General features: G+C 60.8%; 23 protein-coding genes. 12 read left to right on the top strand and 11 right to left on the bottom strand.

The genetic code is table 11. From position 1 onward, the window contains the following. Nucleotides 1-155: 155 nt before the first annotated feature. The 7 genes from QMK31_RS09215 to QMK31_RS09185 form a co-directional block, all read right to left on the bottom strand. Nucleotides 156-1157 carry a heme-dependent oxidative N-demethylase family protein gene (locus tag QMK31_RS09215; RefSeq protein WP_283500647.1) on the bottom strand — a complete coding sequence of 334 codons (1002 nt, stop codon included), beginning with the start codon at nucleotides 1155-1157 and terminating at the stop codon, nucleotides 156-158. Then, nucleotides 1154-2131 (bottom strand): PDR/VanB family oxidoreductase, encoded by a 978-nt coding sequence (locus QMK31_RS09210; protein ID WP_283500646.1) that lies wholly within the window; start codon nucleotides 2129-2131, stop codon nucleotides 1154-1156. Before QMK31_RS09210 ends, QMK31_RS09215 begins: the two co-directional genes overlap by 4 nt. Next, entirely contained in the window at nucleotides 2128-2613 is a 486-nt protein-coding gene (locus QMK31_RS09205) for a dimethylamine monooxygenase subunit DmmA family protein (RefSeq protein WP_283500645.1), read from the bottom strand. The genes QMK31_RS09210 and QMK31_RS09205 overlap by 4 nt, the downstream gene beginning before the upstream one ends. 7 nt (nucleotides 2614-2620) lie before the next feature. Next, nucleotides 2621-2998 carry a cupin domain-containing protein gene (locus tag QMK31_RS09200; protein WP_283500644.1) on the bottom strand — a complete coding sequence of 126 codons (378 nt, stop codon included), beginning with the start codon at nucleotides 2996-2998 and terminating at the stop codon, nucleotides 2621-2623. A gap of 697 nt (nucleotides 2999-3695) precedes the next feature. Continuing rightward, a complete protein-coding gene (locus QMK31_RS09195) occupies nucleotides 3696-5192 on the bottom strand; it encodes an APC family permease (RefSeq protein WP_283500643.1) in 1497 nt (498 codons plus the stop codon). 399 nt (nucleotides 5193-5591) lie between these two features. Beyond that, a complete protein-coding gene (locus QMK31_RS09190; RefSeq protein ID WP_283500642.1) occupies nucleotides 5592-6296 on the bottom strand; it encodes a cache domain-containing protein in 705 nt (234 codons plus the stop codon). Beyond that, nucleotides 6289-7047 (bottom strand): FadR/GntR family transcriptional regulator, encoded by a 759-nt coding sequence (locus QMK31_RS09185; RefSeq protein ID WP_283500659.1) that lies wholly within the window; start codon nucleotides 7045-7047, stop codon nucleotides 6289-6291. The genes QMK31_RS09190 and QMK31_RS09185 overlap by 8 nt, the downstream gene beginning before the upstream one ends. Before the next feature lie 286 nt (nucleotides 7048-7333). Here QMK31_RS09185 and hxlB point away from each other — a divergent pair, with 286 nt between their 5' ends. From hxlB to QMK31_RS09160, 5 genes are all read left to right on the top strand, one after another. Beyond that, entirely contained in the window at nucleotides 7334-7933 is a 600-nt protein-coding gene (hxlB, locus tag QMK31_RS09180) for a 6-phospho-3-hexuloisomerase (protein WP_283500641.1), read from the top strand. 57 nt (nucleotides 7934-7990) lie between these two features. Further along, entirely contained in the window at nucleotides 7991-8635 is a 645-nt protein-coding gene (hxlA, locus tag QMK31_RS09175) for a 3-hexulose-6-phosphate synthase (protein ID WP_283500640.1), read from the top strand. A 226-nt stretch (nucleotides 8636-8861) separates the two neighbouring features. After that, nucleotides 8862-9137, top strand: coding sequence for a hypothetical protein (locus QMK31_RS09170; RefSeq protein ID WP_283500639.1), 276 nt, complete (start codon nucleotides 8862-8864; stop codon nucleotides 9135-9137). Continuing rightward, on the top strand, nucleotides 9118-10674 hold the full coding sequence (zwf, locus tag QMK31_RS09165; RefSeq protein ID WP_283500638.1) for a glucose-6-phosphate dehydrogenase: 1557 nt from the start codon (nucleotides 9118-9120) through the stop codon (nucleotides 10672-10674). Before QMK31_RS09170 ends, zwf begins: the two co-directional genes overlap by 20 nt. Further along, nucleotides 10671-11657: a glucose-6-phosphate dehydrogenase assembly protein OpcA gene (locus QMK31_RS09160; RefSeq protein ID WP_283500637.1), complete on the top strand. Its 987-nt coding sequence runs from the start codon at nucleotides 10671-10673 to the stop codon at nucleotides 11655-11657. The genes zwf and QMK31_RS09160 overlap by 4 nt, the downstream gene beginning before the upstream one ends. Before the next feature lie 189 nt (nucleotides 11658-11846). On the opposite strand, the gene QMK31_RS09155 is transcribed toward QMK31_RS09160, so the two are convergent. The 3 genes from QMK31_RS09155 to QMK31_RS09145 all read right to left on the bottom strand — a co-directional run bounded on the left by QMK31_RS09155 (nucleotide 11847) and on the right by QMK31_RS09145 (nucleotide 14897). Then, nucleotides 11847-13247: a trimethylamine monooxygenase gene (locus QMK31_RS09155; protein WP_283500636.1), complete on the bottom strand. Its 1401-nt coding sequence runs from the start codon at nucleotides 13245-13247 to the stop codon at nucleotides 11847-11849. Nucleotides 13248-13637: 390 nt separating this feature from the next. Continuing rightward, nucleotides 13638-14015, bottom strand: coding sequence for a cupin domain-containing protein (locus QMK31_RS09150; RefSeq protein WP_283500635.1), 378 nt, complete (start codon nucleotides 14013-14015; stop codon nucleotides 13638-13640). A gap of 294 nt (nucleotides 14016-14309) precedes the next feature. After that, on the bottom strand, nucleotides 14310-14897 hold the full coding sequence (locus tag QMK31_RS09145; RefSeq protein WP_283500634.1) for a TetR/AcrR family transcriptional regulator: 588 nt from the start codon (nucleotides 14895-14897) through the stop codon (nucleotides 14310-14312). Between the two features lie 230 nt (nucleotides 14898-15127). On the opposite strand from QMK31_RS09145, the gene QMK31_RS09140 reads away from it, so the two are divergent. Continuing rightward, nucleotides 15128-15529, top strand: coding sequence for a cupin domain-containing protein (locus QMK31_RS09140; protein ID WP_283500633.1), 402 nt, complete (start codon nucleotides 15128-15130; stop codon nucleotides 15527-15529). Between the two features lie 134 nt (nucleotides 15530-15663). Then, nucleotides 15664-17166 carry an APC family permease gene (locus QMK31_RS09135; protein WP_283500632.1) on the top strand — a complete coding sequence of 501 codons (1503 nt, stop codon included), beginning with the start codon at nucleotides 15664-15666 and terminating at the stop codon, nucleotides 17164-17166. Nucleotides 17167-17257: 91 nt separating this feature from the next. Here QMK31_RS09135 and QMK31_RS09130 read toward each other — a convergent pair whose 3' ends face one another. Next, nucleotides 17258-18565 (bottom strand): helix-turn-helix transcriptional regulator, encoded by a 1308-nt coding sequence (locus QMK31_RS09130; protein WP_283500631.1) that lies wholly within the window; start codon nucleotides 18563-18565, stop codon nucleotides 17258-17260. A gap of 188 nt (nucleotides 18566-18753) precedes the next feature. On the opposite strand from QMK31_RS09130, the gene tkt reads away from it, so the two are divergent. The 5 genes from tkt (at nucleotide 18754) to gnd (ending at nucleotide 24900) form a co-directional block, all read left to right on the top strand. Then, a complete protein-coding gene (tkt, locus tag QMK31_RS09125; protein WP_502852843.1) occupies nucleotides 18754-20907 on the top strand; it encodes a transketolase in 2154 nt (717 codons plus the stop codon). Nucleotides 20908-21017: 110 nt separating this feature from the next. Further along, nucleotides 21018-22145, top strand: a complete 1128-nt coding sequence (gene tal, locus QMK31_RS09120; protein WP_283500630.1) for a transaldolase — start codon at nucleotides 21018-21020, stop codon at nucleotides 22143-22145. Between the two features lie 46 nt (nucleotides 22146-22191). Beyond that, nucleotides 22192-22884, top strand: coding sequence for a ribulose-phosphate 3-epimerase (gene rpe / locus QMK31_RS09115; RefSeq protein WP_283500629.1), 693 nt, complete (start codon nucleotides 22192-22194; stop codon nucleotides 22882-22884). 49 nt (nucleotides 22885-22933) lie between these two features. Beyond that, nucleotides 22934-23407 (top strand): ribose-5-phosphate isomerase, encoded by a 474-nt coding sequence (locus QMK31_RS09110; RefSeq protein WP_283500628.1) that lies wholly within the window; start codon nucleotides 22934-22936, stop codon nucleotides 23405-23407. Between the two features lie 56 nt (nucleotides 23408-23463). Beyond that, nucleotides 23464-24900, top strand: a complete 1437-nt coding sequence (gnd, locus tag QMK31_RS09105; RefSeq protein WP_283500627.1) for an NADP-dependent phosphogluconate dehydrogenase — start codon at nucleotides 23464-23466, stop codon at nucleotides 24898-24900. The last annotated feature ends 81 nt before the right edge of the window (nucleotides 24901-24981 follow it).

The raw sequence follows: 24981 nt of genomic DNA, 5'->3' as shown, positions 1-24981 counted from the left end.
GTCCGTTCTTGAGGATGGCAGCCGCACGAGAAATCTCGGCGCGCGACAGCGGATCGAGGGGGTGTGCGCCGACAACGGTCTGAGTGTCAATACTGATGGTCATGGTTCTCTCCTTCGGTTGTTCTATACGGGTAAGACAGTAAAATTGAGGGTGGTTAGTTGGCCAGCAACCAATCAGACGCCGCTTTGCGGTAGTGGATGATGCCCTTGTACTCGGCCATATCGTTCGGGAGCTCGGCCAGCACACGGCCCATGTTCTCCCGCCAGACCGGTACCCGGGCGATGTCCCTGAGCGGCAACAAATAGCTTCGGATCATGAACAGCACGGCCCCGGAGTGCGGGAGACGAATCATGTGCTGAATTTCTACCCGCAGGTGGAGCCTGTCCGGCAGGGCCGGATCGTCGGCAATGGTGACACGGTCATGGGCCCAGTTGGGGTAGGTCTCGGTGGAGGTATCCAAACGCCGGTCTATGGTCAGGGTCCAGTTGGTTCGGCGATACTTTTCCCCCGGCTGGAGCCGCATCAAGAACTGCTCGGCCCGGCTGGCGATCTTCTCTTCCGTCACCCGGGGAACGGGGTGGTGGACTTCCATGAATTTCATGCCGACGTCGAAGCCGACCGACCAGTCGGCCGCGAAGGTGACCACGCCAGCGTCGAGCCACAACGAATCCTGGCGCTGATCAAGAAAGACCAGATCGTCCTGAATCTGGCTGCCCAAGAACCGCAATGGTCCCATCGGAAGCGAATCGTCGTCGCCGAACGTGAATTCCACGTCGAGGTCTTGCAGGGAGTTCCGCCACCGACAGATGTTTCCTTCCCGGTCGAAAGACATCGTGTCCGGGTATTCCTCGGCCAGGGCGGGCAGCAGGGTGGAGATGGCATCCCATACGGCGGGTCGCATGTGGGGGAGTACCTGGAGACGGGAAGGATCCCGATCCAGCACCTCATCACGATCCTTGAGTTCTGCGAGATAGTGCTCGTCGACGTGGAGCAGCCGGCCACCCCAGGCGCCGGCTTCGGTCGTGACGACCTTGCCGCACGGTTCCACATTGGCGCTGTAGCGGTAGATGTCTCCGGAAAACGGAAAGGGAAAGTGCTTGATCCGTTCGGGAAGCACGTCGGTGTCACGAACTTTGTCATTGACGGCAGTACTCACAGGTCCAGCTCCAATTCTTTGTCCAGGCTGCGTGACACGCAGCACATGATCGTGGTGTTGTCGGCTTTTTCCTGGTCGGTCAGGTACAGATCCCGATGCTGCGGCGCCCCACGAAGCACGGGAGCGGCACATTCGCCGCAAATACCCTTACGGCACATGTTCGGAATGTTCAGCCCGGCACTTTCGAGGGTTTCCAACAGAGAAACACCAGCCGGAACATCCAATTTGACTCCGCTGCGAACCAGGTTCACCGCGAACGGTTGGCCGTCGTCCAGCGCCGCCGCAGAAAACGCTTCGGAATGCAGCAAACCCTTGGGCCAGCCGAGATCACGGGCCTGCTCGAGCACACTGTCCATGAAATCGGTCGGCCCGCAGACGTAGAGGTGAGTTCCGAGTTTCTGCGTCGTGAGTTTCGTGGTGAGAACCTCCCGAAAACTGTTGCGATCTGTACATTCCGTCAGATCAGATCCCAACAGTTCCCGCGCATCCTCGACGTGCGCCCCCGTTCCGGGACGGTGCACGTAGATCAGCGAAGCGGATGCGCCCCATTCGGCAGCGTACCGAGCGTGGGACAGTACCGGTGTGATGCCGATTCCCGCCGCAATGAGCAGATGATGTTTCGCCGTTGCCGCCGGAGCGAAGGCGCTGCGGGGCCGCGAAACCTGCACCCGGTCACCCACGGAGAGTGCGTGCATGGCCAGAGATCCACCAGCACCGTCTTCAACGCGCAGCACGGAGATGGTGTATTCCGTGGGGGCGCTGCCCGCACCGGTAAGCGAATAGGAATTTGCGCCGGTTCCGTACTGCACGACGAGGTGGCTCCCCGGTACATAGCTCGGCAGCTGTTCTCCCAGCGGATGACCAAACGAGATGCTCGTGATCGAATTCGTTTGAGCTCTGACGCTTGTCACCTCTAGCAGAAGGGATCCTTCCAGCGCCGGATGGACTTTGGTCTGGAGGGCCGTCGCGGTCATGCTGCTTCCTCAGCGTGCGCTGAGAATCCCAGGTACCCGCCAACACGGCGGGAGAAGTGGTCAGTGAAGGTCAGGGTGGTGGCGCAACCTTGACAAACCACGTCGGTACCGATCGCGTGATCGGTTGTGGTGGAGGTGTGGCAGTGTCCGCAGAAAATTACACGGGGTCCGACCTCGTCGCACAGGATGGTTATCTCCTCGTCCACCAGGCCGCACACCGCGACAGCGGATGCTGCTGCATGCACGTCGGCCGGTGGGCCGGCGAGCACGAGACGAACTCCGACGCGCGAATGTGCGAGCACTGACCTGAGGTTTGCGAGGGCTTCCGGGTTCGCGGAAGCGAAACGGAGGTCCTGCCTGGAGACGCCGTCGGCGTCGTGATCCGCGCTAGCATCTGCTGCGCCGAACGACACACTGATGACGCCGCGAAATCCGGGTTCGCCGCCGGTGCCTGTTGCCGGCGACTGGGATGCGGTACGCATGGTGGCTTTAGGGCGCGAAGGTGCGGTCGCCGGCGAAGAAGCCGAGGGCGTAGTCGGGTGTTTCGAACTTGACGGTGGTGCCCTTGGGAAAGAAGAGTACGTCGCGCTCGGTGGCGCGTGTTGTTTCTCCGGTGGCCTGGTCGGTGAGGATGAATTCACCCTTGATGACGACCTTCATCTCGTCGTACGTGTAGGTGTAGACGAGGGGCTCTGAGGCCTTGAGCTCGAAGAATCCGGCGCTCATGACCGATCCTTCGGGGTTGGAGAGGGAGTCTCCAATGGCGCCATCGGAGCCGGGTTCGTTCATCTTCGGCAGGTCGAGGTAACCGCCTACGACCTTGTGAATAGCGCCGGCCTTGCTGAGGGTGCCCAATACGGTTTCCATGATCTCTCCTATGAGTTGTGAAAGGTGTCAGAACTGTTCAACGGTGAAACTTTGACGAACCGATTCTCTAATTTCAGAGGTCCAACTGAGCTCTACTCCGAGCTTCAGTGGTGAAAATGTAAGTCGCGCGTTCGCCTCGGATGCCAAGCTACGGCACTTAATTCATATAGTCCAGTCTTTTTTACAAATATCTATATCGCACTGGAGTTTTCGCCGCTAGCGAAGGGGCGGGCAAGAAATATCCAGAAAAAAGCCGGTCGCAACCGATTGAGTTTTCGTGCCTGGGCGACCGGGGCCAGCGCGGGCCAACGGGCCGCAGTCATCCCAATCTTTGTCGCACAGCCCTTGTAATGACGCCTTCTCGCGGCAATACGAGCGCCGCCAACGGATGCTGCGTAGTGCGCGACCAGCGGGCCTGCCAGGTCCATGATCAGCAGGTACGCCGTTGCCTAGAACCGGTGTTCAGCCCGAATGTCACGCAGGGAAGATGGCGGCAAAAGGATCTCGCGGTGGCGCCAGGATGCTCGAGTGCATCTGTCGCGCCTAGCTCAGGCACGCACAATTCATTTAGTTCAGTTCTTTTAGAAATCCTGTCGCAAACCGTCAAGAGGAGCGTATGCGCTCAACAAACCTGGCCGTATGCTCCCACGCGAAGGTGTGGAGGGGCAGGCCACGCTTTGGCCGGCCTGCCCCTGTCTCAGCTGGATACTTCTACTGAGGGTGTGAGCCGATCGTCGCCGTCGGCATCGAGATCTGAAGCAGCCGCAGTGGCTGCCCTGTTTTTCGAGCGACGCGATTCGTGTTGGGAATAGAACCAGATGGGAATATAAAGCGCCAGCACGATGAAGCCGACCCAGGTTGAGGCCCAGCCGATTTCCAGGCTGTTCAGATAGACCACCCCGACGAGACCCAGAGGCACATTGAAGAGCCCAAAAAACATGGCGACTCTCTTCCAGTTCTTCGGCGCTTTGAAGGGGCGTTCCAGGTCAGCGAAGTTCGGGTGTGACTTAGCCCTGACGTAGGCGAACAAGCTGATGCCGTTGGCCAGGGTGTAGCCGATCGCTGAGGCCGCAAGGATTGCGGCGGCATTTCCCATGGAAATCAGTACCAGGTTAAAGATTCCGATGACCAACATGGCCACAAACGGGGTTCCGTGGCGATTGGTCTTGCCGAGAACTCTAGGAAGGTTGCCTTCCGTTGCCATGGAGTGCATGGCGCGGGAAGATCCCAGATATGCCGTTTGGATGATCAGAATCATGGCGAAGATCAACATCATGATGGTGACCAGGGCACCTGCTTCGCCAAAGACGGCCTGGGCGACGGGAATGAGGGGCGAGACAGGCTCGGCTAGTACGCCGTCAACGCCAAGCACACCGATCACGGCAGTTTGAACCAGTACAAACAAGAGAAAGCAGATGATGCCGACGGCAAGCAGTGCTTTGGGCACGTCTTTGGACGGGTTCTTGTATTCCGGGCCGTAGATGGCGGCCGTCTCCCACGCACAGGCACTCCACTGCGCGATCGCGAAGATGCCGAGGAGAATCAAAATGTGGTGCAGATCCCAGGCCCAGTCAGCTGGCAGCCAGTTGCCGGTGATGTTATTCAGGTCAACGTGTCCGGTGGCAAAGGGTGCCACGGTCAGGACGATCAGCGGGATCAGGGCGAGAGCCGCCAGAATGTAGCCCAGCATGGCGCCGTCTTTGAGGCCGAACCAGTTCACCGCGAACACTCCGCTGAAAATCACCACGCCCGAGATCAACGCGAGCTGGTACTCGGTGAATGTCTCACCAAGCACCGGAAACAAACCGTGCAGGTAGCCGCCCACCAGAATCGCGAAGATCGCCAGAATCGGGCTCCAACCAAACCAGTAGCTCCACGCGGTGAAGCCGCCGATCAGCTTGCCTTTGTCGTACTTGCCCTTGTAGTTTTCGTTGCGAAAGATGTGCTGCGCAAAACCTGGCAGACCAGAAACCTTGGGAAAGGTGGTGGCCATTTCGGCATAGGCGGCGCTCTGCATGAAGCCCTGAATGACCGACAGGCCCCAGACCACGATTGCAGCGGCAGACATGTACAGCGGAAGGTAGCCCAGGGAGGGCAGAATCAACAAGGGCACTCCCAGCGCGATGGCCATCCCTTGCTTCCAGTCGATCGACCTTTTCAGATGGCCGACTTCTTCCAAACGATTTTCACTCATAACAATCTCCCTTAACTTCACTGTTGGGGGTTCATGGGCGTCGAGTACCCAGTTCTGTTCAGGAAAGACGCAGTCCGGATTGAACTGGAGGCGCGAAATGGGGGACGACGGGGTGTGTCAAATCGAGGAAGTGCGTTTTCAAAATCGGGGGGTTTTGAAGGACTTCCAACCATTTCGGCATGTCCGGTGAATCAGATAGTTACAGAGGCTACAGGCTTAAAGATGAATTCCGGTAGTTTTTTATTTATCTATTTTTGATGGTCTCGCGCCAAGCCCATGTTGGTAGGGGCATCGAAGAATCTGGCGGCACGCTGACCGAGGTTCGTCGATCATCGTGCCCATACAAACCAGATCGCCGGCGCAGCAGCGTCGCGAAGATCTATCTTCTGCTTCGCGCCTCTAAGACCGGGGAGTGTAGATCAGTGAGAGCCCCAGGTGGGGAACATCCAGCGCCAGTCGATGTTGGTTGGGAGATTCGGACTTGATCCGCTCGCCAACCAGGTACATGCCGGAGTTGCCGAGAATGACACGGTTGCTCGCGTTGATGAGGGCTGCGTGGCTTTGGATGAGACGCAGATTGGGCATGATGAGCGGTTCCAGATCCCTGAGTCGGATGTCGCATCCCGCCACCCCCATGAAGTTTCCATGGACGTAGAACGGTGCCGAGAAGGTCAGAACGTATTCCTCGGTGCCGAGATAGTCGATATATGGCCCCCAGACGGTCTGCTCGCCCGTGGAAGCGGCAGTCGAAAAGAATGGCAGCTTCTCGTAGTCGTAGAAACGATCACTGCCAGGGGTCAGGTCGAACTTGAGCCTGCCGATGGCACCGGATGGGTTGCGGGACCACCATTCCGGAGGCAGGCCGCCCTCCTCAACCGAGTCGGCAGCGAAGAACGTGCCGGCGCCGACGGCGAAAGAGTTCTTCGTTAGGAACTCCCGTGAGAGTCCGTCCAATCCGACCAGGGCAGCCTTGCTGACCTTGAACTTGCCGACAAGACTGCGTTCAAGTACCGTGGCAACGTTTTGGGAGAGTTCCTTGATTTCGGTGGCGACGCCATTGAACCACGGAGTGATCGCATTGGCGGCCTGGACGGTTTCATTCATGGGCATCCTGATTTGATCGGGCGTAACCGAGGGCGAGCTTCGTGTCAATCAGGTGAAAGATGTTTCGCCTGATGTGTTCAAGGACGAGGTGTCCGGCCTTGGCTGGTTGGTCCTGGGCAACGGCCCGAACGAGCTCCAAGTGTTCCGCAGTGGCCGGCTCGGGGTCAAACACAACGGCGAGGGGGGTCCACAGCTGCTGGACTGTTTCCTCCTGAAGCCGTATTTCGGCCCTGGCCAGCCTCGGTGATTGCGCGGATACCGCCAACTCAATGTGGAATCGGCTGTCAGCCAGTGCACGCACTTCAGGGCTCGTGGCCAGAACCAACGCCCGCGCCAGTTCCTCAAGACGATCGACATCGTGAGCTTCCGCACGCTCACAGGCCAAACGGATGATTGCGGCGGCGACAGCGGCATGTTCGTCTCCGATGTCGCGTATTTCCGAAATAGACGTCGCCAGAAACCAATCCCGTATGTTGTCGGTCTGGGTCCGAGGCTGATTTACGACGAAGGTTCCCCCGCTCCGGCCTCGACGGGTCTCGACGATGCCCTGCTCGCGCAGTTCCGCCAGCGCTTCGCGGAGGGTCGCGCCCCCGACCCCAAACATTTCGGAAAGTGCAGCTTCGGGGGGTAGGCGCTCTCCAACTTTGAGTAGCCCGAGGGTGATGGCCTTTGTAATTCGGCCGACGATTGCATCGGCCCTCTCAATTTCAGGCAGTGATCGATATATCTGCGACTGGAAAAGGGTCGGCATGGCCAAAGGTCTGCGCTCCGAAATGGGCTACGGATGGGGTCAGATCACGCATTCCGGGCAGTGCTGGAAGGCTGTGATCCTCTATCAGAGTCTAGGCAATAAAACCTTCAGCACCATTGTTTTGAAGCGCGCATCTCAGCGCAGCGAAAAGGGCGCTATCCGAAGGTGTAGGCAGAACCGTCAGAAAACAGTGTTACCCCCGCCCGTTCGCTTAGTGATTATGAATAACAACAAGAAGGCCAATGCGGCCGCTACCGACCAAGTGACCGAAACGAAGGGGACAATCGTGAATCCGACAGCAAATGCAACACGAACCGGGCACACCACCGCAGATGACATTGCGCGCAACCTGACACTCGTCAGGGACGAGATCGCTGACACAACGGCGAAGATCAACGAACAGCAGGTGGCCGAGCTGGCCAGCCTCCTCAGCCAGCCGGGTCGCATATTCGTCGCCGGTGCTGGTCGAAGCGGCCTGGTTTTGCGCATGGCAGGCATGCGGCTGATGCACCTGGGACTCACGGTCCACATCGCCGGTGACACCACCACCCCGGCCATCAGCGCCGGCGACCTGCTCTTGGTCGCCTCCGGATCGGGAACGACCTCGGGAGTGGTCAAGGCCGCAGAAACAGCGGCGAAGGCTGGAGCGCGCATTGCCGCGTTCACCACCAATGCGGACTCACCGCTCGCTGCGCTCTCCGACGCCCTGGTGATCATTCCCGCCGCCCAGAAGACCGACCACGGCTCCAATGTTTCCCGCCAGTACTCCGGTTCCCTGTTTGAACAGGTGCTCTTCATCGCTACCGAGGCCGTCTTCCAGTCCCTGTGGGATAAAGCCGACGAGCCGGCCGAACAGCTCTGGCTCAGGCACGCCAATCTCGAATAGTCGAGTCCTCAAATTTTCCGACCCCACCGCAATTCCCAACAGAAAGTAGACAACATCATGAAGCTCCAAGTTGCAATGGACCTGCTCACCATCGACGACGCCCTCACGCTTGCCGGCCAGGTTGCCGAGTACGTCGACATCATTGAGCTCGGCACCCCGCTGATCAAGGCCGCCGGCCTTGCCGTCGTCACGGCCGTCAAAAATGCTCACCCGGACAAGCTTGTCTTCGCTGACATGAAGACCATGGACGCTGGAGAGCTCGAGGCCGACATCGCCTTCAAGGCTGGCGCTGACCTCGTTTCCGTGCTCGGCACCGCCGATGACTCCACCATCGCCGGTGCAGTCAAGGCTGCAAAGGCTCACAACAAGGGCATCGTCGTCGACCTCATCGGTGTGGAAGACAAGGTCACCCGCGCCAAGGAAGCCCGCACCCTCGGCGCCAAGTTCGTTGAGATGCACGCTGGCCTCGACGAGCAGGCCAAGCCCGGTTATGACCTGACCGGTCTGCTCCGCGCGGGCGAGGAAGCCCGCGTTCCGTTCTCTGTGGCTGGCGGCGTGAACCTGCGTACCATCGAGGCCGTCCAGCGTGCCGGCGCCGAAGTTGCCGTCGTTGGCGGCTCCATCTACAGCGCAGCCGACCCGGCACAGGCAGCCAAGGACCTCCGCGATGCCATCGCCGGCTCGCTCGCAGCCGTCGGCTAGTCAGCTCATAACGCGTGGCGACTCGTAGCCTCACCGAAACGGGACGCCACCACGGCGCAGCCCCACGCAATTCGGGGGTCGTGCACTTTCCTTACCGTACTGCCCGCGGAGAAACTCTTCGCGGGCAGTACAACAATCACGCGAACAACCCAAGACACAGCACGCCCTCAACGATGAGGGGTTGACATATTCGGGTCCATCGAAACCGGGAAGAAGGCTGTTCATCATGCAAAGTACGACCACCGAGATTTTGGAAGTCTTCGTCACTACCCCGGGCCGACTGGACGAGATGCTCGACCGTGCAGAGGCCGAGCTCCGGCAGATACCCCAACGGTGTGCCGGAATCCTAGTCACCCGTCACGACTTTGTTCGGTACACGCTCGCGCTCAGCGATGCCGTCCCCTTCGGGGAGACCCGCGAGCAGATTCTGTCGGAACCGTCCGACGCGCACCACACTGCCATGTCGAAAGATAGAAACAACGATGTCAACTGCTCCCGTTGAAACGAGTGTGAGGTCCGGGTCCAATCCACTTCGGGATTCACGCGACCGGCGCATGTCCCGGGTGGCGGGTCCATCGTCACTGGTGCTCTTCGGCGTTACCGGGGACTTGGCCCGCAAGAAACTGATGCCCGCCATGTACGACCTCGCAAACAGGGGGCTCCTGCCGCCAAGTTTCGCGTTGGTTGGTTTTGGCCGCCGCCAGTGGAGTCACTCGGACTTCGCCGCCGAGGTCAAGGAAACCGTCAAGGCCTACGCCCGCACTCCCTTCGAGGAGACGGTCTGGAACCAATTCGCCGAGGGCATCCGCTTTGTGCAGGGTGAGTTCGACGACGACGATGCGTTCCAGCGGCTGGGTAAAACCATCGACGAACTCGACGAACAGCGGGGAACGCAGGGCAATCACGCGTTCTACCTGTCCATCCCGCCGAAGGCGTTCGAGCAGGTCTGCCGGCAGCTTTCAAAGCACGGCTTGGCGCAGGCCGAGGGTGATAACTGGCGGCGCGTAGTGATAGAGAAGCCGTTCGGGCATGACCTGGAGTCAGCCCGGCGGCTTAACGACGTTGTGGAGTCCGTCTTTCCGCCGAACGCGGTGTTCCGGATCGACCATTACCTGGGTAAAGAAACGGTGCAGAATATTCTGGCGCTGCGCTTTGCCAACCAGCTGTTTGAACCGCTGTGGAACGCCAACTATGTGGACCACGTGCAGATCACCATGGCCGAGGACATCGGTACGGGCGGCCGGGCCGGGTATTACGACGGTGTAGGAGCAGCACGGGATGTCATCCAGAACCACCTGTTGCAGCTGCTGGCCCTTACGGCGATGGAGGAACCCATCTCTTTTAACGCCGATGACCTGCGCGCGGAGAAAGAAAAGGTTTTGGCGGCGGTCAAATTGCCGGCGGACCTGTCCACCCACTCGGCGCGCGGGCAATTCACCGGCGGCTGGCAGGGCGGTGAAAAGGTGGTCGGCTTCCTTGAAGAGGACGGCATCCCGGCCGGATCCACGACTGAAACCTACGCCGCAGTCCGAGTCGATATCCACACTCGTCGCTGGGCCGGTGTGCCCTTCTACCTGCGGGCGGGAAAGCGGCTGGGGCGCCGTGTCACCGAAATCGCCGTCGTTTTCAAGCGCGCCCCCAACCTCCTGTTCCGCGACCACGGTGAAGACGACTTCTGCCAGAATGCCGTGGTGATCCGGGTGCAGCCCGATGAGGGGGCAACGATCCGGTTCGGTTCGAAGGTTCCGGGAACGCAGATGGAAGTCCGCGACGTGACGATGGACTTCGGCTACGGGCACTCGTTCACCGAATCCAGCCCCGAAGCCTACGAGCGGCTCATCCTCGACGTGCTGCTGGGCGAACCACCGCTGTTCCCGCGGCACCAGGAAGTCGAACACTCTTGGAACATCCTGGACCCATTCGAAAAGTACTGGGCAAGCCTGGGCGAACAGCCCGAGGCCTACGCCCCCGGAAGTTGGGGACCCGCCTCGGCCGATGCAATGCTTGCCCGCGACGGAAGAACCTGGAGAAGGCCATGATCGTAGATCTTCCCGACACCACAACCTCCAAGATTTCCAAGAGGCTCATGTCCCTGCGCGAGCAGGGAGGAGTGATCGCACTGGGCCGCGTGCTCACCCTGGTTGTTGTGACCAAGTCCGGCCTCGAGGAAGAGGCGATCGAAGCGGCCAACGACGCCAGCCGGGAACACCCGTGTCGGATCATCGTTCTCGCCAACGCCGGTGCCGACGCGCCCACCCGGTTGGACGCCCAGATTCGTGTGGGCGGCGACGCGGGCGCGTCCGAAGTGATCGTCCTGCGTGGTTCTGGTGAGCTCTCCGAAGAGAACGAATCTCTGGTGGCCGCGCTACTCCTTCCGGATGCACCCATTGTGGCCTGGTGGCCGTACGGCGCGCCCAAGAATGCGGGTGAGACGTCCATCGGACGAATGGCGCACCGCCGGATCACCGACTCGGCCAACGAGGAAGACCCGCAGCAGGCGCTGGAAAATATTCGAATGACCTACCAGGCGGGGGACACCGACCTGGCGTGGACCCGCCTGACCACTTGGCGGATCCAGCTGGCTGCCGTACTGGACCAGGTAGATTCCTCACCCATCACGGCCGTCACCGTCGAAGGCGCTTCCGATTCCCCCAGCACCCTGCTGCTCGCGGCCTGGCTCGAAGTGTCGCTGAAAGTTTCGGTTCGGCTGGTGGCTACGCGGGCCGGGGGGGGAATTCGCAGTGTGCGGCTCTGCCGTGACGCTGGGGACATTCTGCTGTCTCGGCCCGGTCAGACGGTGGCTGAACTCACCCAACCCGGGCAGCCAGCGCAGCGTATCTCCCTGCCGCGCCGCACCCTGCGACTGTGTCTGGCTGAGGAACTGCGACGTTTGGATCCCGATGAGGTCTTCGGCGAAACAGTTCGGAGTTTGGGTACCTCCACCGCGTACCTAGAACGCCAGGTGGCGTCGACCGGCGGACTGAACCCGACAAGTGACCGTTCAGTACTGATCGCAATTTAGCCTGTCCGGGCGCTGGTCACGCCAGCGCCCCACAGCGCATCCCGAAGGCCTCCATCCGGGAACGCCTGCTGGCGTTTCCTGCTGGCACGGTTGTGCGCACGGAGCACAGTAAGCATCCGCTGCCCCCGCCGACGAATGGCCGTACTCATCTTCTGAGTACGGCCATTCGTCGGCGGGACGTGCTGTGCGTTACCTCGCGGCCAGGACCTCGTCGACAGCGCCGGCCGAACTGGCGTCCACTTCCTGGGAGGGGCCGTTCAAATACCGCTCCATGGAATCATCCATAGCGTTGAGCCAGCGGGTGTGGTGCTTGGTGGCCATGGTGCCGGTGACGACGGATCGGTGCAGCATGTCCCGGTATCCCAAGATGTCTGTTTCCTTGTGGTGCATCCAGTCCTTGAACAACTGGGAAACTGCGTTCAGGTCGAAGGGCGGGTAGTCCGTAGCGGCAATGAGCTCCCGCAGGTACTCCGTCTGAAAGTCGGCTTCAGCATTGTGATCCGGCACAGCAGCCAGACGCTCGATCCAGAGTTGGATGTTCGCTTCGCGCTCCGCCTGGGACGGCAGGGTGATCACTCCGGTCATGGCGTCGCGGGCGTACCACGCTTGAGCGTCAAACATGTTGAAGGTGTAGTACTGGTCCTGCGCTCCCAGATAGAACAGGTTGGTGTTCTGCTGCCAGACCACTCCTTTATATAGGTTGGCCGGATACAGCACGTTTGCCGACTTCAGCGACAGCTCGCTGGGCAGGAACGGGTACTTGTGCTGGTATCCGGTGCAGAGCACGACCGCGTCGAAGTCACCCTGGGTGCCGTCGCTGAAGTACGCGGTGCGGCCCTCGAAGTGGGTGACGAGCGGGCGCTCCACCGTGTTCCCCGGCCAGTCATAGCCCATCGGCATTGAGCGGTAGCTGAACGTGATGGAGGCGGCGCCCATTTTGTGGGCCTGCATGCCAATATCCTCAGCGGAATAGCTGCTGCCGATCATGAGCAGGTTCTTGCCGTCGAAGCGCTCGGCTCCGCGAAAGTCGTGGGCGTGCAAGACCTCGCCCGGGAAGGTCTTAATGCCCTTGAACTCGGGAACTGTCGGTACGGAGAAGTGGCCGGTAGCCACCACGAGCTTGTCGAATACATGGGTCTCGGTGAGGTTGGTTTTGAGGTCCTCAACCGTCAGCGTGAATTCCTGAGTGGCCTCGTTGTAACTGGTGTGGCGGGCAACGCTGTTGAACCGAACGTACTTGCGCACGTCGGACTTCTCTACGCGGCCTTTGATGTAGTCGAAGAGCACCTCGCGAGACGGAAAGGATGAAATGGCACGGCCGAAATGCTCGTCAAAGGAGTAGTCCGAGAACTCGAGGCACTCCTTGGGCCCGTTCGACCACAGGTGGCGATACATGCTCGAATGCACCGGCTCGCCATGGCCATCCAGGCCGATCCGCCAGCCGCTGTTCCACTGCCCGCCCCAGTCGTCCTGCTTCTCAAAGCACATGATCTCGGGGATCGCGGCGCCCTTTTGGCGCGCTGATTCAAACGCTCGTAGTTGTGCCATCCCGCTGGGGCCCGCACCAATGATTCCAACTCGAAGTGTCATGCTGTTCTCCTAATCCGATGGATAGCTGGGTCGCTGGGGCGACGCAATGAGTGACGCTACATATGACGCAAACGACCGATCTGATGCCGCCGTGCGGTAGCGGATGATACTTGTGCAGCTGGCCCAGACACCGTCGATGCGGCGGAAAATGGGTCAGCGATTGTAGGCAAGAGTGAGCGTCCAGTCGGCGCGTCAAGGCGCCGCCGTCCGGCTCGACCGGTGGCGCCGCCGGTGACGGGCGCAGAAGGCCGAGTGTCGAAAGTCTGGGTGTCGAGAGTCGGGGTGTCGAAAGCCTGGGCGCGCCTTAGCGACGCAGCGGGGCCAAACGAACCCGATCCAGCGGGGCGCATCCGTGCTTAGAAAAGCTGGGATGCGCTCCGCTTGGTGGGGTTAGGGCGCGAAGGTGCGGTCGCCGGTGAAGAAGCCGAGGGCGTAGTCGGGTGTTTCGAACTTGACGGTGGTGCCCTTGGGAAAGAAGAGTACGTCGCGCTCGGTGGCGCGTGTCGTTTCTCCGGTGGCCTGGTCGGTGAGGATGAATTCACCCTTGATGACGACCTTCATCTCGTCGTACGTGTAGGTGTAGACGAGGGGCTCTGAGGCCTTGAGCTCGAAGAATCCGGCGCTCATGACCGATCCTTCGGGGTTGGAGAGGGAGTCTCCAATGGCGCCATCGGAGCCGGGTTCGTTCATCTTCGGCAGGTCGAGGTAACCGCCTACGACCTTGTGAATAGCGCCGGCCTTGCTGAGGGTGCCCAATACGGTTTCCATGGTGTCTCCTATGACTTGTGGTGTGAAGATGGTTCAGATCTGGCCATCTTTTAGGTTCTCTGACATTGCGCTCGAGAACGCGTGAGAGACCCGGCTGGGAGCTCCGGGAGAAAACGACGGCAACCTGACATTCCCTGATTCTTCAGGGCCAGTAGAGCTCTGCTCCGAGCTCCACTGGCGAAGTGAACGTCACCAACCTTCGTTGCACACACTTTTACATGAACAACTGTTCAAGTCAATGGTTTAAATTGAATAGCCCAAGAATTCTCAGCCTCATCCGCTGGGCGCTCAAGCCTAAACGCCAGCTTTGATCAGAAGAGCGTCCACCATCATGAAGAACAGGCTGCGGTGATCGGTGGCTGTCGGATCGGTCATATATTGAATCGCTGCTCCGTCGTAGATCATGAGAAAACACCTGACCAGGGCCGAGATGCTCATGAGGCATTGATCGCCGTTGCTCTCGGCTGCCGGCGCCAACATGTGTCCCAGCTCGACTTCGTAGGCAGGATATATTTTCGCGGCCAGCGGGCTGGTGTCGGCATTGCGGGTTGCCCACATGATGAGTTCGATCTCAGCGAGCAGGCTTGCGGGCTCTTCTTCCAGCGAACGCCAGTAACCGTCGGCCACGTGTTCCACGGCCTTGCGCAGGCCCAAGTGAACCGGAACATCGCGAGAAAAGCGGTTCAGGTTCTTCAACCAGGCCTCGGCGGCCGCGTCCATGAGCTCGTCTTTATTGCTGAAGCAATAGTGTGCGGTGGCCAGGGGGGCATTGGCTTCCTTGGCAATAGTTCGCATCGTCACCGATTGAACGCCCTCACGTCTCATGAGTTCCACGGTCGCTGCAATCAGCTGAATTTTTCGTTCTTCTGCGGGTATCCGCATGGTGCATGCTCCAGCTTCTACCGCCCCGGTTTGAGAGAGACGGTGGGAAAAGACTATTCGTTTGGACACTCGAAACGAGCGAGTTCTTCAACGTGAACCATTGACTTGAACTTTTGTCCGTGAAAGTGTCTTCACAGCAAAGTCGCCCGCGACACGATCTTGCCATGTCGCTGAGATACTCCACAGCACGCCCCAAGCAGATTTTTCACTGACGAAAAGGGTTACCGACAATGACGCCAACTACCCCTCAACCTCCGACGCTGCCCACGCTCGACTACTGGCCGACCAAGCTCATGACGCCGATGAAGGACGAATGGCCGCGATTGCGCTGCCGGTTCATTAACGCTGATCCTGTCGGCGCGTGGGACGACGTCCTCCTCTCGGAGTGGGAGCTGGAGGCCTGCGGATGGGAAGACTTCCACCCGCACACCGAGACGAACTTCCTGCTGCAAGGTGAACTCCACATTCAGACCGATGGCAAGACTGTCATCCTCAAGCCGGGCGACTCAGCACGCGTCAATCCCGGACGAACCGGTCGATACTGGGCCCCCGTCTACGCACACATGTTCACCATTTACGGCCCCAACCCCCAGGGCTTGGAATCCCACTCGTTCAGGTACTTCGAAATCTGAGTTTGCTTCGTCAAGTTCACCGCTCGGCCGACTACTAGCCGGAGCGCTGCATTTTCACGGCCATTTTAGATACTCCAGAAATACGTTGCGTGACTAAAAAATCAGAGACCTAAAGATTGCTAAGGGAGATTGTCATGACTGAACACCGTTCGGATGAAGTCGATCATCTGAAAAGATCGATCGATTGGAAGCAGGGGATGGCCATCGCGCTGGGGGTGCCCTTGCTGATTCTGCCCTCTCTGGGCTATCTTCCGCTGTGGACCTCCGCCGCAGCGATCGTTATCTGGGGCCTATCGGTCATCCAGGGGTTCATGCAAAACGCTGCCTACGCCGAGATGGCAACCACCTTTCCCAAGGCCTCAGGTCTTCCAGGTTTCGCGCAGCACGTCTTCCGCACCGAGAACTTCACCGGCAAGTACGACAAGGGAAAGCTGCTCGGCGGCTTCAGCGCCTGGAGCTACTGGTTTGCCTGGAACCCGGTACTGGCAATCTTCGCCATTTTGATCGGCGGCTACCTGCACGGCCTGTTCCCGATCCTGGGCGAGACCTTCACCGAGTATCAGCTCTCGTTGCTGTCAGGCCTGGTGATCTTTACCGGACTGTCCGTCGTGAACTGGTTCGGCCTCAAGGACGGCGCCATCCTGGGCTACATACTGGGCGCGCTTTCCCTGATCCCGCTGATTGTCTTGACCGTGGCACCCTTCGCGACCGGACACGTCGATCTGGCCAATATCACCGGCAATTGGTTGCCGGCTGACTGGACCTGGGACATGAACCATATCCTGATCCTGCTCGGCATCTTTGCCATCGCCCAATGGAGCGCCTGTGGTTGGGAAACCGCCGCCATCTACGGCCCGGAATACAAGAACCCGTCCAAGGACGTCCCCAAGGCGCTGTTTGCCGTTGGCCTGATCTGCTTCCTCTCTTATGTGCTGGTGCAAACTGCAGTGATCGGTGTGCTCGGTGTTGACGGTGTCGTTGCCGAGCCGGTGTCGCCACTGATTCCAGTCGCCCAGGCGATCTTCGGTGAATCCGGTTCCTTGCTCACCATCATCATGTTGATCGTCGCCATGATCTTGATCATTCAAACGGCTTACCTGGGCGCGTCCCGCGCCATGCACTCCATGGCCACGGAAGGCAACCTCCCCAAGTTCTTTGGCAAAACCAATCGTCACGGAACTCCGTTCGTAGCTTTGCTCGTCACCGCAGCGTTCAACATGGTGCTGATCTCCGTCGGATCCATGGCTGCAATTCTTGCGGCTGCTGCGATCGGGTACACCTTTGCCAACGGAATCAGCCTGTTCGCCTACGTCAAGGCTAAGAAGCACCCGTCCTTTGCAAATCTGGAACGACCCTTCAAGGCACCCAAAGGCTGGAAACATGTCGCCATGCTCTTCGGACTGTTCAATCTGCCCCTGTGTCTGGTGGGTGTGATCTACCTGAACAGTTTGGAAATCGGCTGGGGCGCGACCTGGGTCGGCTTCATCGTCTTGTCCCTGTACATACCCATCTGGTTCTACTCCCAGCACGAATTGAGTAAACACCAGAAAGCAGCAGAAGCCGCAGCCACCGCTCGCGCGCTCGATCTCGATCTCGATCCAGGAAACCCGGAGTTAGTTCCAGACCCGGTTCGGTGATCGCGTAGATAGAGCGAAGGGAATGTCTCGGAAGCTATTCCGAGACATTCCCTTCTTGGTTCTGCCTTGCTGCTCCGGCAGGCGGCATCCGTTAACGAAGTCCGTGGCTGTGGGCCAGGGCGATAGCCTCGGTGCGGGAGCCCACGTCAAGCTTTCGGAACAGGTTTCGCACATGAAACTTGACCGTATTCTCGCTGATGCCCAGGGTTGTGGCGATGGTTCGGTTGCGTTCCCCCGCGGCCAGGTGCTGCAGCACTTCGAGTTCACGGGTGGCCAGATTCCATTCGGCCACATCCTCGGCTGGGCGCGCCGGCAGGTCGAGCGGCAACGCCACAAAGATGTCGGCACCCCAGCCCGGCATGACATCCATCCGCAGCTGACCGTTGAGAGCCTGCACACGACGGTCGAGCCGTGCGATGCTCGGTGCGTCGGCGTCGAGTGAACCGCGACCATCGTCTCGCACGTTGATCAGCAGATTCTCGCCGTCACAGTCCCACTGCGTGCGCACCCGGCTGACGTGGGGTTCCTCCATCATGGCCAGCACGAGTCCGCGCACGATAGCCCGGGCGGCGTGCGCAACTTCCCCGGGCAGGGCACGTCCATGCAGCGGCGGTTCGATAAATTCAACTTCGATGCCGCTGAAGCGAGTGAGCGGACGCAGGTCATCCCGCAGACGTTCGAATGCTCTGGCGACGGGCTCCTTCACCGAGTCCGTCGTGCGGTCGCTGAGGGTTCGCAGCTCAACCATGGCCTTGGCGGTGAGGCCTGTGACGGTGGCGCGGGCTGCTGCATCGTCGAGGGAGGATGATCGCAGGGCCGCCAGAAGAATTTCCAGCGTCGTGGAGTGTAGATCGGTCAGCTCCGCCGTCACGCGAACGCGTTCAGCCGAGGCCGCGCGCGACTCCAACAGATAGGACGGCGGCGCATCGGTCACTTTCTCCTGAATCCGCCGCGCAGCGAGACGCCACAGATACTTCACCATGTCCAGTCCGGAGTCGTGCGCGGTACTGGTGGGGTGGGGGTCGGTGAGCACGAGGATGGCATTGCTGGGGGAGTATTTCACAACGAGTACGGGGCGGTTCGCGCCGGCGAGTTCGGCTTCCCCGAACCAGGGCGTCTCATCCGTGAGGAGAGCGCGCAGCGTCTCAAGTTCGGTGATGGAGACGCGAGAAATGATTTCTTCCGCGCCCGCCTTCTTCTGTGGCCGCCCGGTGCAGTCTTCGGTGAAGATAACCAGCGCGCTGCTTGCCAGATAAGGGAGCGTCGCGTCGCGGAGCCGCTCCGCTATCTGTGCCAGAGATGCATCGGCAACTGCAGCCACGGCCTCGAGAAGCGGCCACGGCAGGTCCGGAAGAACAAGGACGGAGTCCTTCAGGGACTGATTAGCGACGGCGCTCATGCGGATAGCCTACCGCCGGCGAATGATTAACGCCCGACCAGTCCGAAAGTGTAGTTAGAACCGTCAGAAAACAGTGTTACCCCTACCCGTTCGTTTGGTGAAGATAGACACTAACCACAGACCATCCATGCGGCCGCTACCGGCCGATGACCCAACTAAGGGGACGAACCGTGAATCCGACAGCAAACGTGACGCTTGCCAGCGCTACAGGTTCAGAGTCAACCACTGAATTCGCACCACTGAACTGGACGGCCGACGACCAGCGTGCCGTCGACACGATCAAAGTTCTCGCCGCTGACGCCGTCGAAAAGGTTGGCAACGGTCACCCCGGTACGGCCATGAGCCTGGCACCGGCCGCGTACCTTCTCTTTCAGAAGCTGATGCGCCATGACCCGAAGAACCCGGACTGGCTGGGACGTGACCGTTTCATCCTGTCACCCGGCCACTCCTCCCTGACTCTCTACATTCAGTTGTTCCTCTCCGGCTACGGCCTGGAGTTGAAGGACCTCCAGGAGCTGCGCACCTGGGGTTCGCTGACGCCGGGACACCCGGAGTACAAGCACACCGCCGGTGTGGAGATCACCACTGGCCCGCTGGGCCAGGGACTCGCATCCTCGGTGGGCTTCGCTTACTCCCAGCGCCGCATGCGCGGCCTCTTCGACGCCGACGCTGCCGCCGGCACGTCCCCGTTCGACCACACCATCTGGGTCATCGCGTCCGATGGTGACCTGCAAGAGGGCGTGACCTCCGAGGCATCCTCTCTGGCCGGGCACCAAGAGCTGGGCAACCTCGTGGTGATTTACGATGAGAACCACATCTCTATCGAGGACGACACCGACATCGCCTTCACCGAAGACGTCCTGAAGCGCTACGAGGCGTACGGCTGGCACGTGCAGCGGGTGGACTGGACCGAGACCGGCGAATACATCGAAGATGTGCAAGAGCTCTACTCCGCACTCCTCGCGGCGAAGGCCGAGACCTCGAAGCCCTCTATTGTTTCGCTGCGCACCATCATCGGTTATCCCTCGCCGAAGAAGCAGAATTCCGGCAAGATTCACGGTTCCGCCCTCGGCGCTGACGAGGTTGCCGGGCTGAAGACGGTTCTGGGCTTTGACCCGGCCAAGTCCTTCGAGGTGGATGCAGACGTTCTGGCCCACGCTCGCGCTGTCGTCGAACGCGGTGCCGTCGCCCACAACGAATGGCAGACTTCGTTCGAAGCGTGGCAGACGGGTAACCCCGAGGGTGCTGCCCTGTTGGAGCGCATCGAAGCCAAGAAGCTTCCTGCCGGCGTCGATGCCGCTCTTCCGGCTTTCGAAGCGGGTAAAGACGTGTCCACCCGCGCGGCTTCGGGCAAGGTGCTCAGCGCGCTCGGCCCGGTACTCCCAGAGCTGTGGGGCGGTTCGGCCGACCTCGCCGATTCAAACAACACCACGATCGAAGGGAACGCGTCGTTCATCCCCACGTCTCGCTCCACCGATTCGTGGAAGGGCAACCCCTACGGTCGGGTACTGCACTTCGGCATCCGAGAGCACGCCGCCGCGTCGATCGTGAACGGCATCTCCCTGCACGGTCGCACCCGGGCGTTCTCGGGTACGTTCCTGATTTTCAGTGACTACCAGCGCCCGGCTATCCGCCTATCCGCACTCATGGGCGTTCCGTCCATCTATGTGTGGTCGCACGATTCCATCGGACTTGGCGAGGACGGCCCGACGCACCAGCCGGTGGAGCAACTCTCGACCCTGCGTGCCATCCCCGGCCTCGACGTCGTTCGTCCTGGCGATGCCAACGAGGTTCCCGTTGCCTGGAAGGCGATGCTGCAGAACCACGAAAACCCGGCTGGCATCGTGCTGACCCGTCAGAACATCCCGACCTACGCCCGCGGCGACGGCAAGGCTCAGGGCGACACCTTCGGTTCCGCCGCCGGCGTAGCCAGGGGCGGCTACGTTTTGGCCGAGGCATCCAAGAACGGCGCCACCGTGCCGGCGCAGGTGCTGCTGATCGCAACCGGATCCGAGGTGCAGCTGGCCGTTGAGGCCCGCGAAGCACTGCAAGCCGAAGGCATCGCCACCCGAGTCATCTCAGTACCGTGCGTTGAGTGGTTCAACAAGCAGGATGCCGCCTACCGCGAGTCGGTGCTGCCCGCCGCCGTGAAGGCTAGGGTCTCCGTCGAGGCCGGGTTGGCGCTGGGCTGGAAGGAATTCGTCGGCGATGCCGGCCGTTCCATCAGCCTCGAGCACTACGGCGCCTCGGCAGACTACAAGCGCCTGTTTCAGGAGTTCGGAATCACCACGGCAGCCGTCACCGCCGCGGCGAAGGACTCCCTCGCCGCAGCAGGTAACTAACCCTAAGCACCACCGCGGCCGGCGTCGCGGACTGCCCCGCCAAGGGGCGTTCCGCGACGCCGGCCGCAAGCTCCCGAGTGTCCATCATTTTTTCAAGGAAGAAGCAAAAGATGACCAATGCAACCCCCACCGCACAGCTTTCCGACGCCGGCGTCTCTATCTGGCTCGATGACCTCTCCCGCGAACGGCTCTCCAGCGGCAGCCTGCAGAAGCTCATCGACACTAAAAACGTCGTCGGCGTGACCACCAACCCGTCTATCTTCCAGGCCGCGATCACCTCCGGCACGGACTACGACGCGAAGATTGCCGAACTTGCCGCACAGGGCGCGAGCCTCGATGAGACCATCTTCGAGATCACCACGGCCGACGTCGCCGATGCCTGCGACCTCTTCGCGCCGGTCGCCGCCGCCACCGGAGGCGTCGACGGCCGTGTCTCCATCGAGGTCGACCCCCGCCTCGCCTGGGACACCGCCGGCACGATCGCCGAGGCCCAGAAGCTCTATAGGAAGGTCGGCAAGAATAACGTCCTCATTAAGATTCCGGCAACCGCCGAAGGCCTCCCCGCCATCACGGCAACCCTCGCAGCGGGCATCAGCGTCAATGTGACCCTGATCTTCTCGCTGGAGCGATACCGGGCGGTCATCAACGCCTTCCAGCTGGGGTTGAAACAGGCCAAGCAAAACGGCCACGACCTGGCAACGATCCACTCCGTTGCTTCCTTCTTCATCTCCCGGGTGGACTCAGAAATCGACAAGCGCCTCGACTCCATCGGCACCGCTGAAGCCAAGGCGCTCAAGGGCAAGGCAGGCCTGGCCAACGCTCGCCTCGCCTACCAGGTTTACGAAGAGCTCTTCTCAACCGAACGCTGGGCGGCATTGGCTGGCGTCGGCGCGCTCCCGCAGCGTCCACTCTGGGCGTCGACCGGCGTCAAAGACCCGGCCTACCCCGACACCCTCTACGTCACCGAACTCGTTGCTCCCGGCATCGTGAACACCATGCCCGAAAAGACCCTGGACGCCACTTTCGACCACGGCGTCGTCACCGGCGACACGATCACTGGAAACTATTCCCAGGCCAATGTCACCCTGGCAGCGCTCAAGCGGGTGGGCATTTCCTACGCCGAGGTCGTCGCACTACTCGAATCTGAGGGCCTGGACAAGTTCGTGACCAGCTGGAAGGAACTCCTCTCCGACGTCGACGGTGCCCTTTCCGCCGCACGCACGGTACTCACCCGCTGAGCCCTCACGCTCCGTGAGCCCTGACCGCTACCGAAAGGCAGAAATCATGTCCCAGTCACACCTGCAGTGTTGCATCAATCCCAGCATCCTCTCGGCCGACTTCGTCAACCTCGAAGCCGAGCTGGCGCGCATCAGCAATGCCGATGCCGTGCACGTGGATGTCATGGACAACCATTTCGTGCCGAATCTGACGATCGGTCTGCCCGTCGTGGAACGGCTGCAAAAGGTCAGTCCCGTTCCGTTGGACGTGCACCTGATGATTTCCGATGTCGACCGCTGGGCGCCGTCGTTCGCCGACGCTGGCATGAGCTCGGTGACATTCCACGTCGAGGCGTCGAACGCCCCCGTTAAGCTCGCTCGCGAGCTTCGCGCTCGCGGAGCCAAGGCGGGCCTGGCGCTGCGCCCCGCCACCCCGGTGGAACCGTACCTGGACATGCTCTCAGAAATCGACATGCTGTTGATCATGACGGTGGAGCCGGGCTTTGGCGGTCAGGAGTTTCTGGACATCATGTTGCCCAAGATTCGCCGTGCCCGCGCGGCGGTCGACGGTTCAGGGGCCAACGTCGCCATCCAGGTTGACGGCGGCATCACCCAAGACACCATTGTGCGCGCCGCGGAGGCCGGAGCCAATGTCTTTGTAGCCGGATCGGCCGTCTACGGCAGGCCATCGCCCGCCGACGCGATTGAGTCGTTGCGCGCGAACGGGCAACTCGCTTTCGGGTACGCATCCGTTCACTGAGGCGGTTTGTGCCAGAGCTACACCCCAATCACAGATTGAAGGACCACTAATGCGCGTTCACATTGCCACCGACCACGCCGGTATGGAGCTCAGCTCCCACCTCATCACCGTACTGTCAGCCAACGGTTACGAGATGGTCGACCACGGGCCTGCCTCCTACGACGCCGAAGACGATTACCCCGAATTCTGCATTAAAGCTGCGGCCGCCGTCGTGGCCGATCAGGCTGCCGGCGTTGACGCCCTCGGGATCGTTCTTGGCGGCTCGGGTAACGGTGAGCAGATCTCGGCGAACAAGGTGCCAGGTGTGCGCGCGGCGCTGGCCTGGAATCTCGACACAGCCAAACTGGCCCGCGAACACAACGACGCCAACGTGGTGGCCGTGGGCGGGCGCCAGCACACCGTTGCGGAGGCCACCGAACTGATCGAGGCATTCCTGCAAGAACCATTCAGCAACGCCGAACGCCACTCGCGCCGCATCGGCCAGATCGCCAGCTACGAAACCTCCGGCGAGGTATTTGACTAAGCCAGCACCAAGACGCCAGAAGAGCCAGCATTCGACCGACAATATTTAGGAGTTATATGTCAGCACACATCGGTGTCACCGGCCTTGCGGTGATGGGGGCCAACCTCGCCCGAAACCTAGCCCGAAACGGCTTCACCGTTGCCCTGCATAATCGGTCCGTCGAAAAGACCGACGCCTTGCTTGCCCGCCACGGCCAAGACGGCGATTTCATTCGCACGGAAACCCTGCAGCAGCTCGTCGACTCCCTGCAGAAGCCGCGCCGCGTGCTGATTATGGTCAAGGCCGGCAAACCGGTCGACTCCGTGATCGAGCAGCTTGAGCCGCTTTTGGAACCGGGCGACATTATCATCGACGCCGGTAACTCTCACTACGAGGACACCCGCCGCCGCGAAGCCGCGCTCGCCAAGAACAATCTGCACTTCGTGGGCATCGGCGTCTCCGGTGGCGAAGAAGGAGCCCTCAACGGTCCCTCGATCATGCCCGGCGGTTCGAAAGAATCCTATGACGCGCTCGGTCCGCTGCTCGAAAAGATAGCGGCCCGCGTCGACGGCAAGCCGTGCTGCGCCTGGATCGGCACCGACGGTGCCGGCCACTTCGTCAAGATGGTGCATAACGGCATCGAGTACGCCGACATGCAGGTCATCGGCGAAGCCTTCGACCTGCTGCGCTCGGCAGCTGGCATTGAACCGGCCGAGCAGGCCAAGATCTTCCGAGAGTGGAACAAGACCGACCTCGCCTCGTTCTTGATCGAGATCACCGCCGAGGTGCTCGGCCACGTCGACGCGAAGACCGGCAAGCCGTTCGTAGACGTCGTCGTTGATGCCGCCGGGCAGAAGGGTACCGGCCGCTGGACCGTCATCTCGGCGCTCGAGCTGGGTTCGCCGACGTCGGGAATTGCCGAATCGGTCTTCGCCCGTGCGTTATCGTCCCAGACGGAACAGCGCGACCTGGCCCAGAAACTGCTCGCCGGCGCCGAAGCTGACGTCGAGATTTCGGAGAGCTTCGTCGAGGACGTTCGCCAGGCCCTCTACGCCTCCAAACTGGTCTCCTATGCCCAAGGGTTGGACATGCTGACCTCGGCCGCCCAGGAATACGGCTGGGACCTGCAACTCGACGAGATTGCTTCGCTGTGGCGCGGCGGCTGCATTATCCGCGCCGAACTACTCACGGAGATTACGAAAGCGTACGCAGCCGCCGAGAAGCCGGCCAATCTGCTGTTCGCCCCGATCTTCACTCAGGCAATCGCCGACGTACTCCCGGCCTGGCGCAGGGTGGTCTCGACCGCGGTGCAGCTCGGCATCCCGGTGCCGGTGTTCTCCTCCTCGCTGGCTTACTACGACGGACTGCGCCGAAAGCGCCTGCCGGCCGCAGTGATCCAAGGCCAGCGCGACCTTTTCGGCGCGCACACCTACGGCCGCGTCGACGCCGAAGGGAGCTTCCACACGCTCTGGGGCGAGGACAAAAGCGAAGTCGAGGCAGTCGAGACTCACTAGCGGCAGGGCTGCCTACCCAAACGAGTCGTTTAAACCGTCCCGATCAGCGTTTCCCCTACCCGCAGATGATAGGACGATGGA

The sequence above is a fragment of the Cryobacterium sp. PH31-O1 genome, assembly GCF_030063455.1.
In the GTDB taxonomy this organism is placed as follows: domain Bacteria; phylum Actinomycetota; class Actinomycetes; order Actinomycetales; family Microbacteriaceae; genus Cryobacterium.
This window is presented reverse-complemented; position numbering and strand designations above follow the sequence as displayed.

Bases quoted from the DNA above. Each gene is read 5' to 3' on its own strand.
- QMK31_RS09170 (WP_283500639.1), top strand. From the start codon at position 8,862: ATGCAAAGTACGACCACCGAGATTTTGGAAGTCTTCGTCACTACCCCG.
- QMK31_RS09200 (WP_283500644.1), bottom strand. From the start codon at position 2,998: ATGGAAACCGTATTGGGCACCCTCAGCAAGGCCGGCGCTATTCACAAG.
- QMK31_RS09145 (WP_283500634.1), bottom strand. From the start codon at position 14,897: ATGCGGATACCCGCAGAAGAACGAAAAATTCAGCTGATTGCAGCGACC.
- QMK31_RS09190 (WP_283500642.1), bottom strand. From the start codon at position 6,296: ATGAATGAAACCGTCCAGGCCGCCAATGCGATCACTCCGTGGTTCAAT.
- hxlA (WP_283500640.1), top strand. From the start codon at position 7,991: ATGAAGCTCCAAGTTGCAATGGACCTGCTCACCATCGACGACGCCCTC.
- QMK31_RS09110 (WP_283500628.1), top strand. From the start codon at position 22,934: ATGCGCGTTCACATTGCCACCGACCACGCCGGTATGGAGCTCAGCTCC.
- zwf (WP_283500638.1), top strand. From the start codon at position 9,118: ATGTCAACTGCTCCCGTTGAAACGAGTGTGAGGTCCGGGTCCAATCCA.
- tal (WP_283500630.1), top strand. From the start codon at position 21,018: ATGACCAATGCAACCCCCACCGCACAGCTTTCCGACGCCGGCGTCTCT.
- QMK31_RS09210 (WP_283500646.1), bottom strand. From the start codon at position 2,131: ATGACCGCGACGGCCCTCCAGACCAAAGTCCATCCGGCGCTGGAAGGA.
- QMK31_RS09140 (WP_283500633.1), top strand. From the start codon at position 15,128: ATGACGCCAACTACCCCTCAACCTCCGACGCTGCCCACGCTCGACTAC.
- QMK31_RS09155 (WP_283500636.1), bottom strand. From the start codon at position 13,247: ATGACACTTCGAGTTGGAATCATTGGTGCGGGCCCCAGCGGGATGGCA.
- QMK31_RS09205 (WP_283500645.1), bottom strand. From the start codon at position 2,613: ATGCGTACCGCATCCCAGTCGCCGGCAACAGGCACCGGCGGCGAACCC.
- QMK31_RS09160 (WP_283500637.1), top strand. From the start codon at position 10,671: ATGATCGTAGATCTTCCCGACACCACAACCTCCAAGATTTCCAAGAGG.
- QMK31_RS09130 (WP_283500631.1), bottom strand. From the start codon at position 18,565: ATGAGCGCCGTCGCTAATCAGTCCCTGAAGGACTCCGTCCTTGTTCTT.
- gnd (WP_283500627.1), top strand. From the start codon at position 23,464: ATGTCAGCACACATCGGTGTCACCGGCCTTGCGGTGATGGGGGCCAAC.
- QMK31_RS09185 (WP_283500659.1), bottom strand. From the start codon at position 7,047: ATGCCGACCCTTTTCCAGTCGCAGATATATCGATCACTGCCTGAAATT.
- QMK31_RS09195 (WP_283500643.1), bottom strand. From the start codon at position 5,192: ATGAGTGAAAATCGTTTGGAAGAAGTCGGCCATCTGAAAAGGTCGATC.
- QMK31_RS09150 (WP_283500635.1), bottom strand. From the start codon at position 14,015: ATGGAAACCGTATTGGGCACCCTCAGCAAGGCCGGCGCTATTCACAAG.
- rpe (WP_283500629.1), top strand. From the start codon at position 22,192: ATGTCCCAGTCACACCTGCAGTGTTGCATCAATCCCAGCATCCTCTCG.
- QMK31_RS09135 (WP_283500632.1), top strand. From the start codon at position 15,664: ATGACTGAACACCGTTCGGATGAAGTCGATCATCTGAAAAGATCGATC.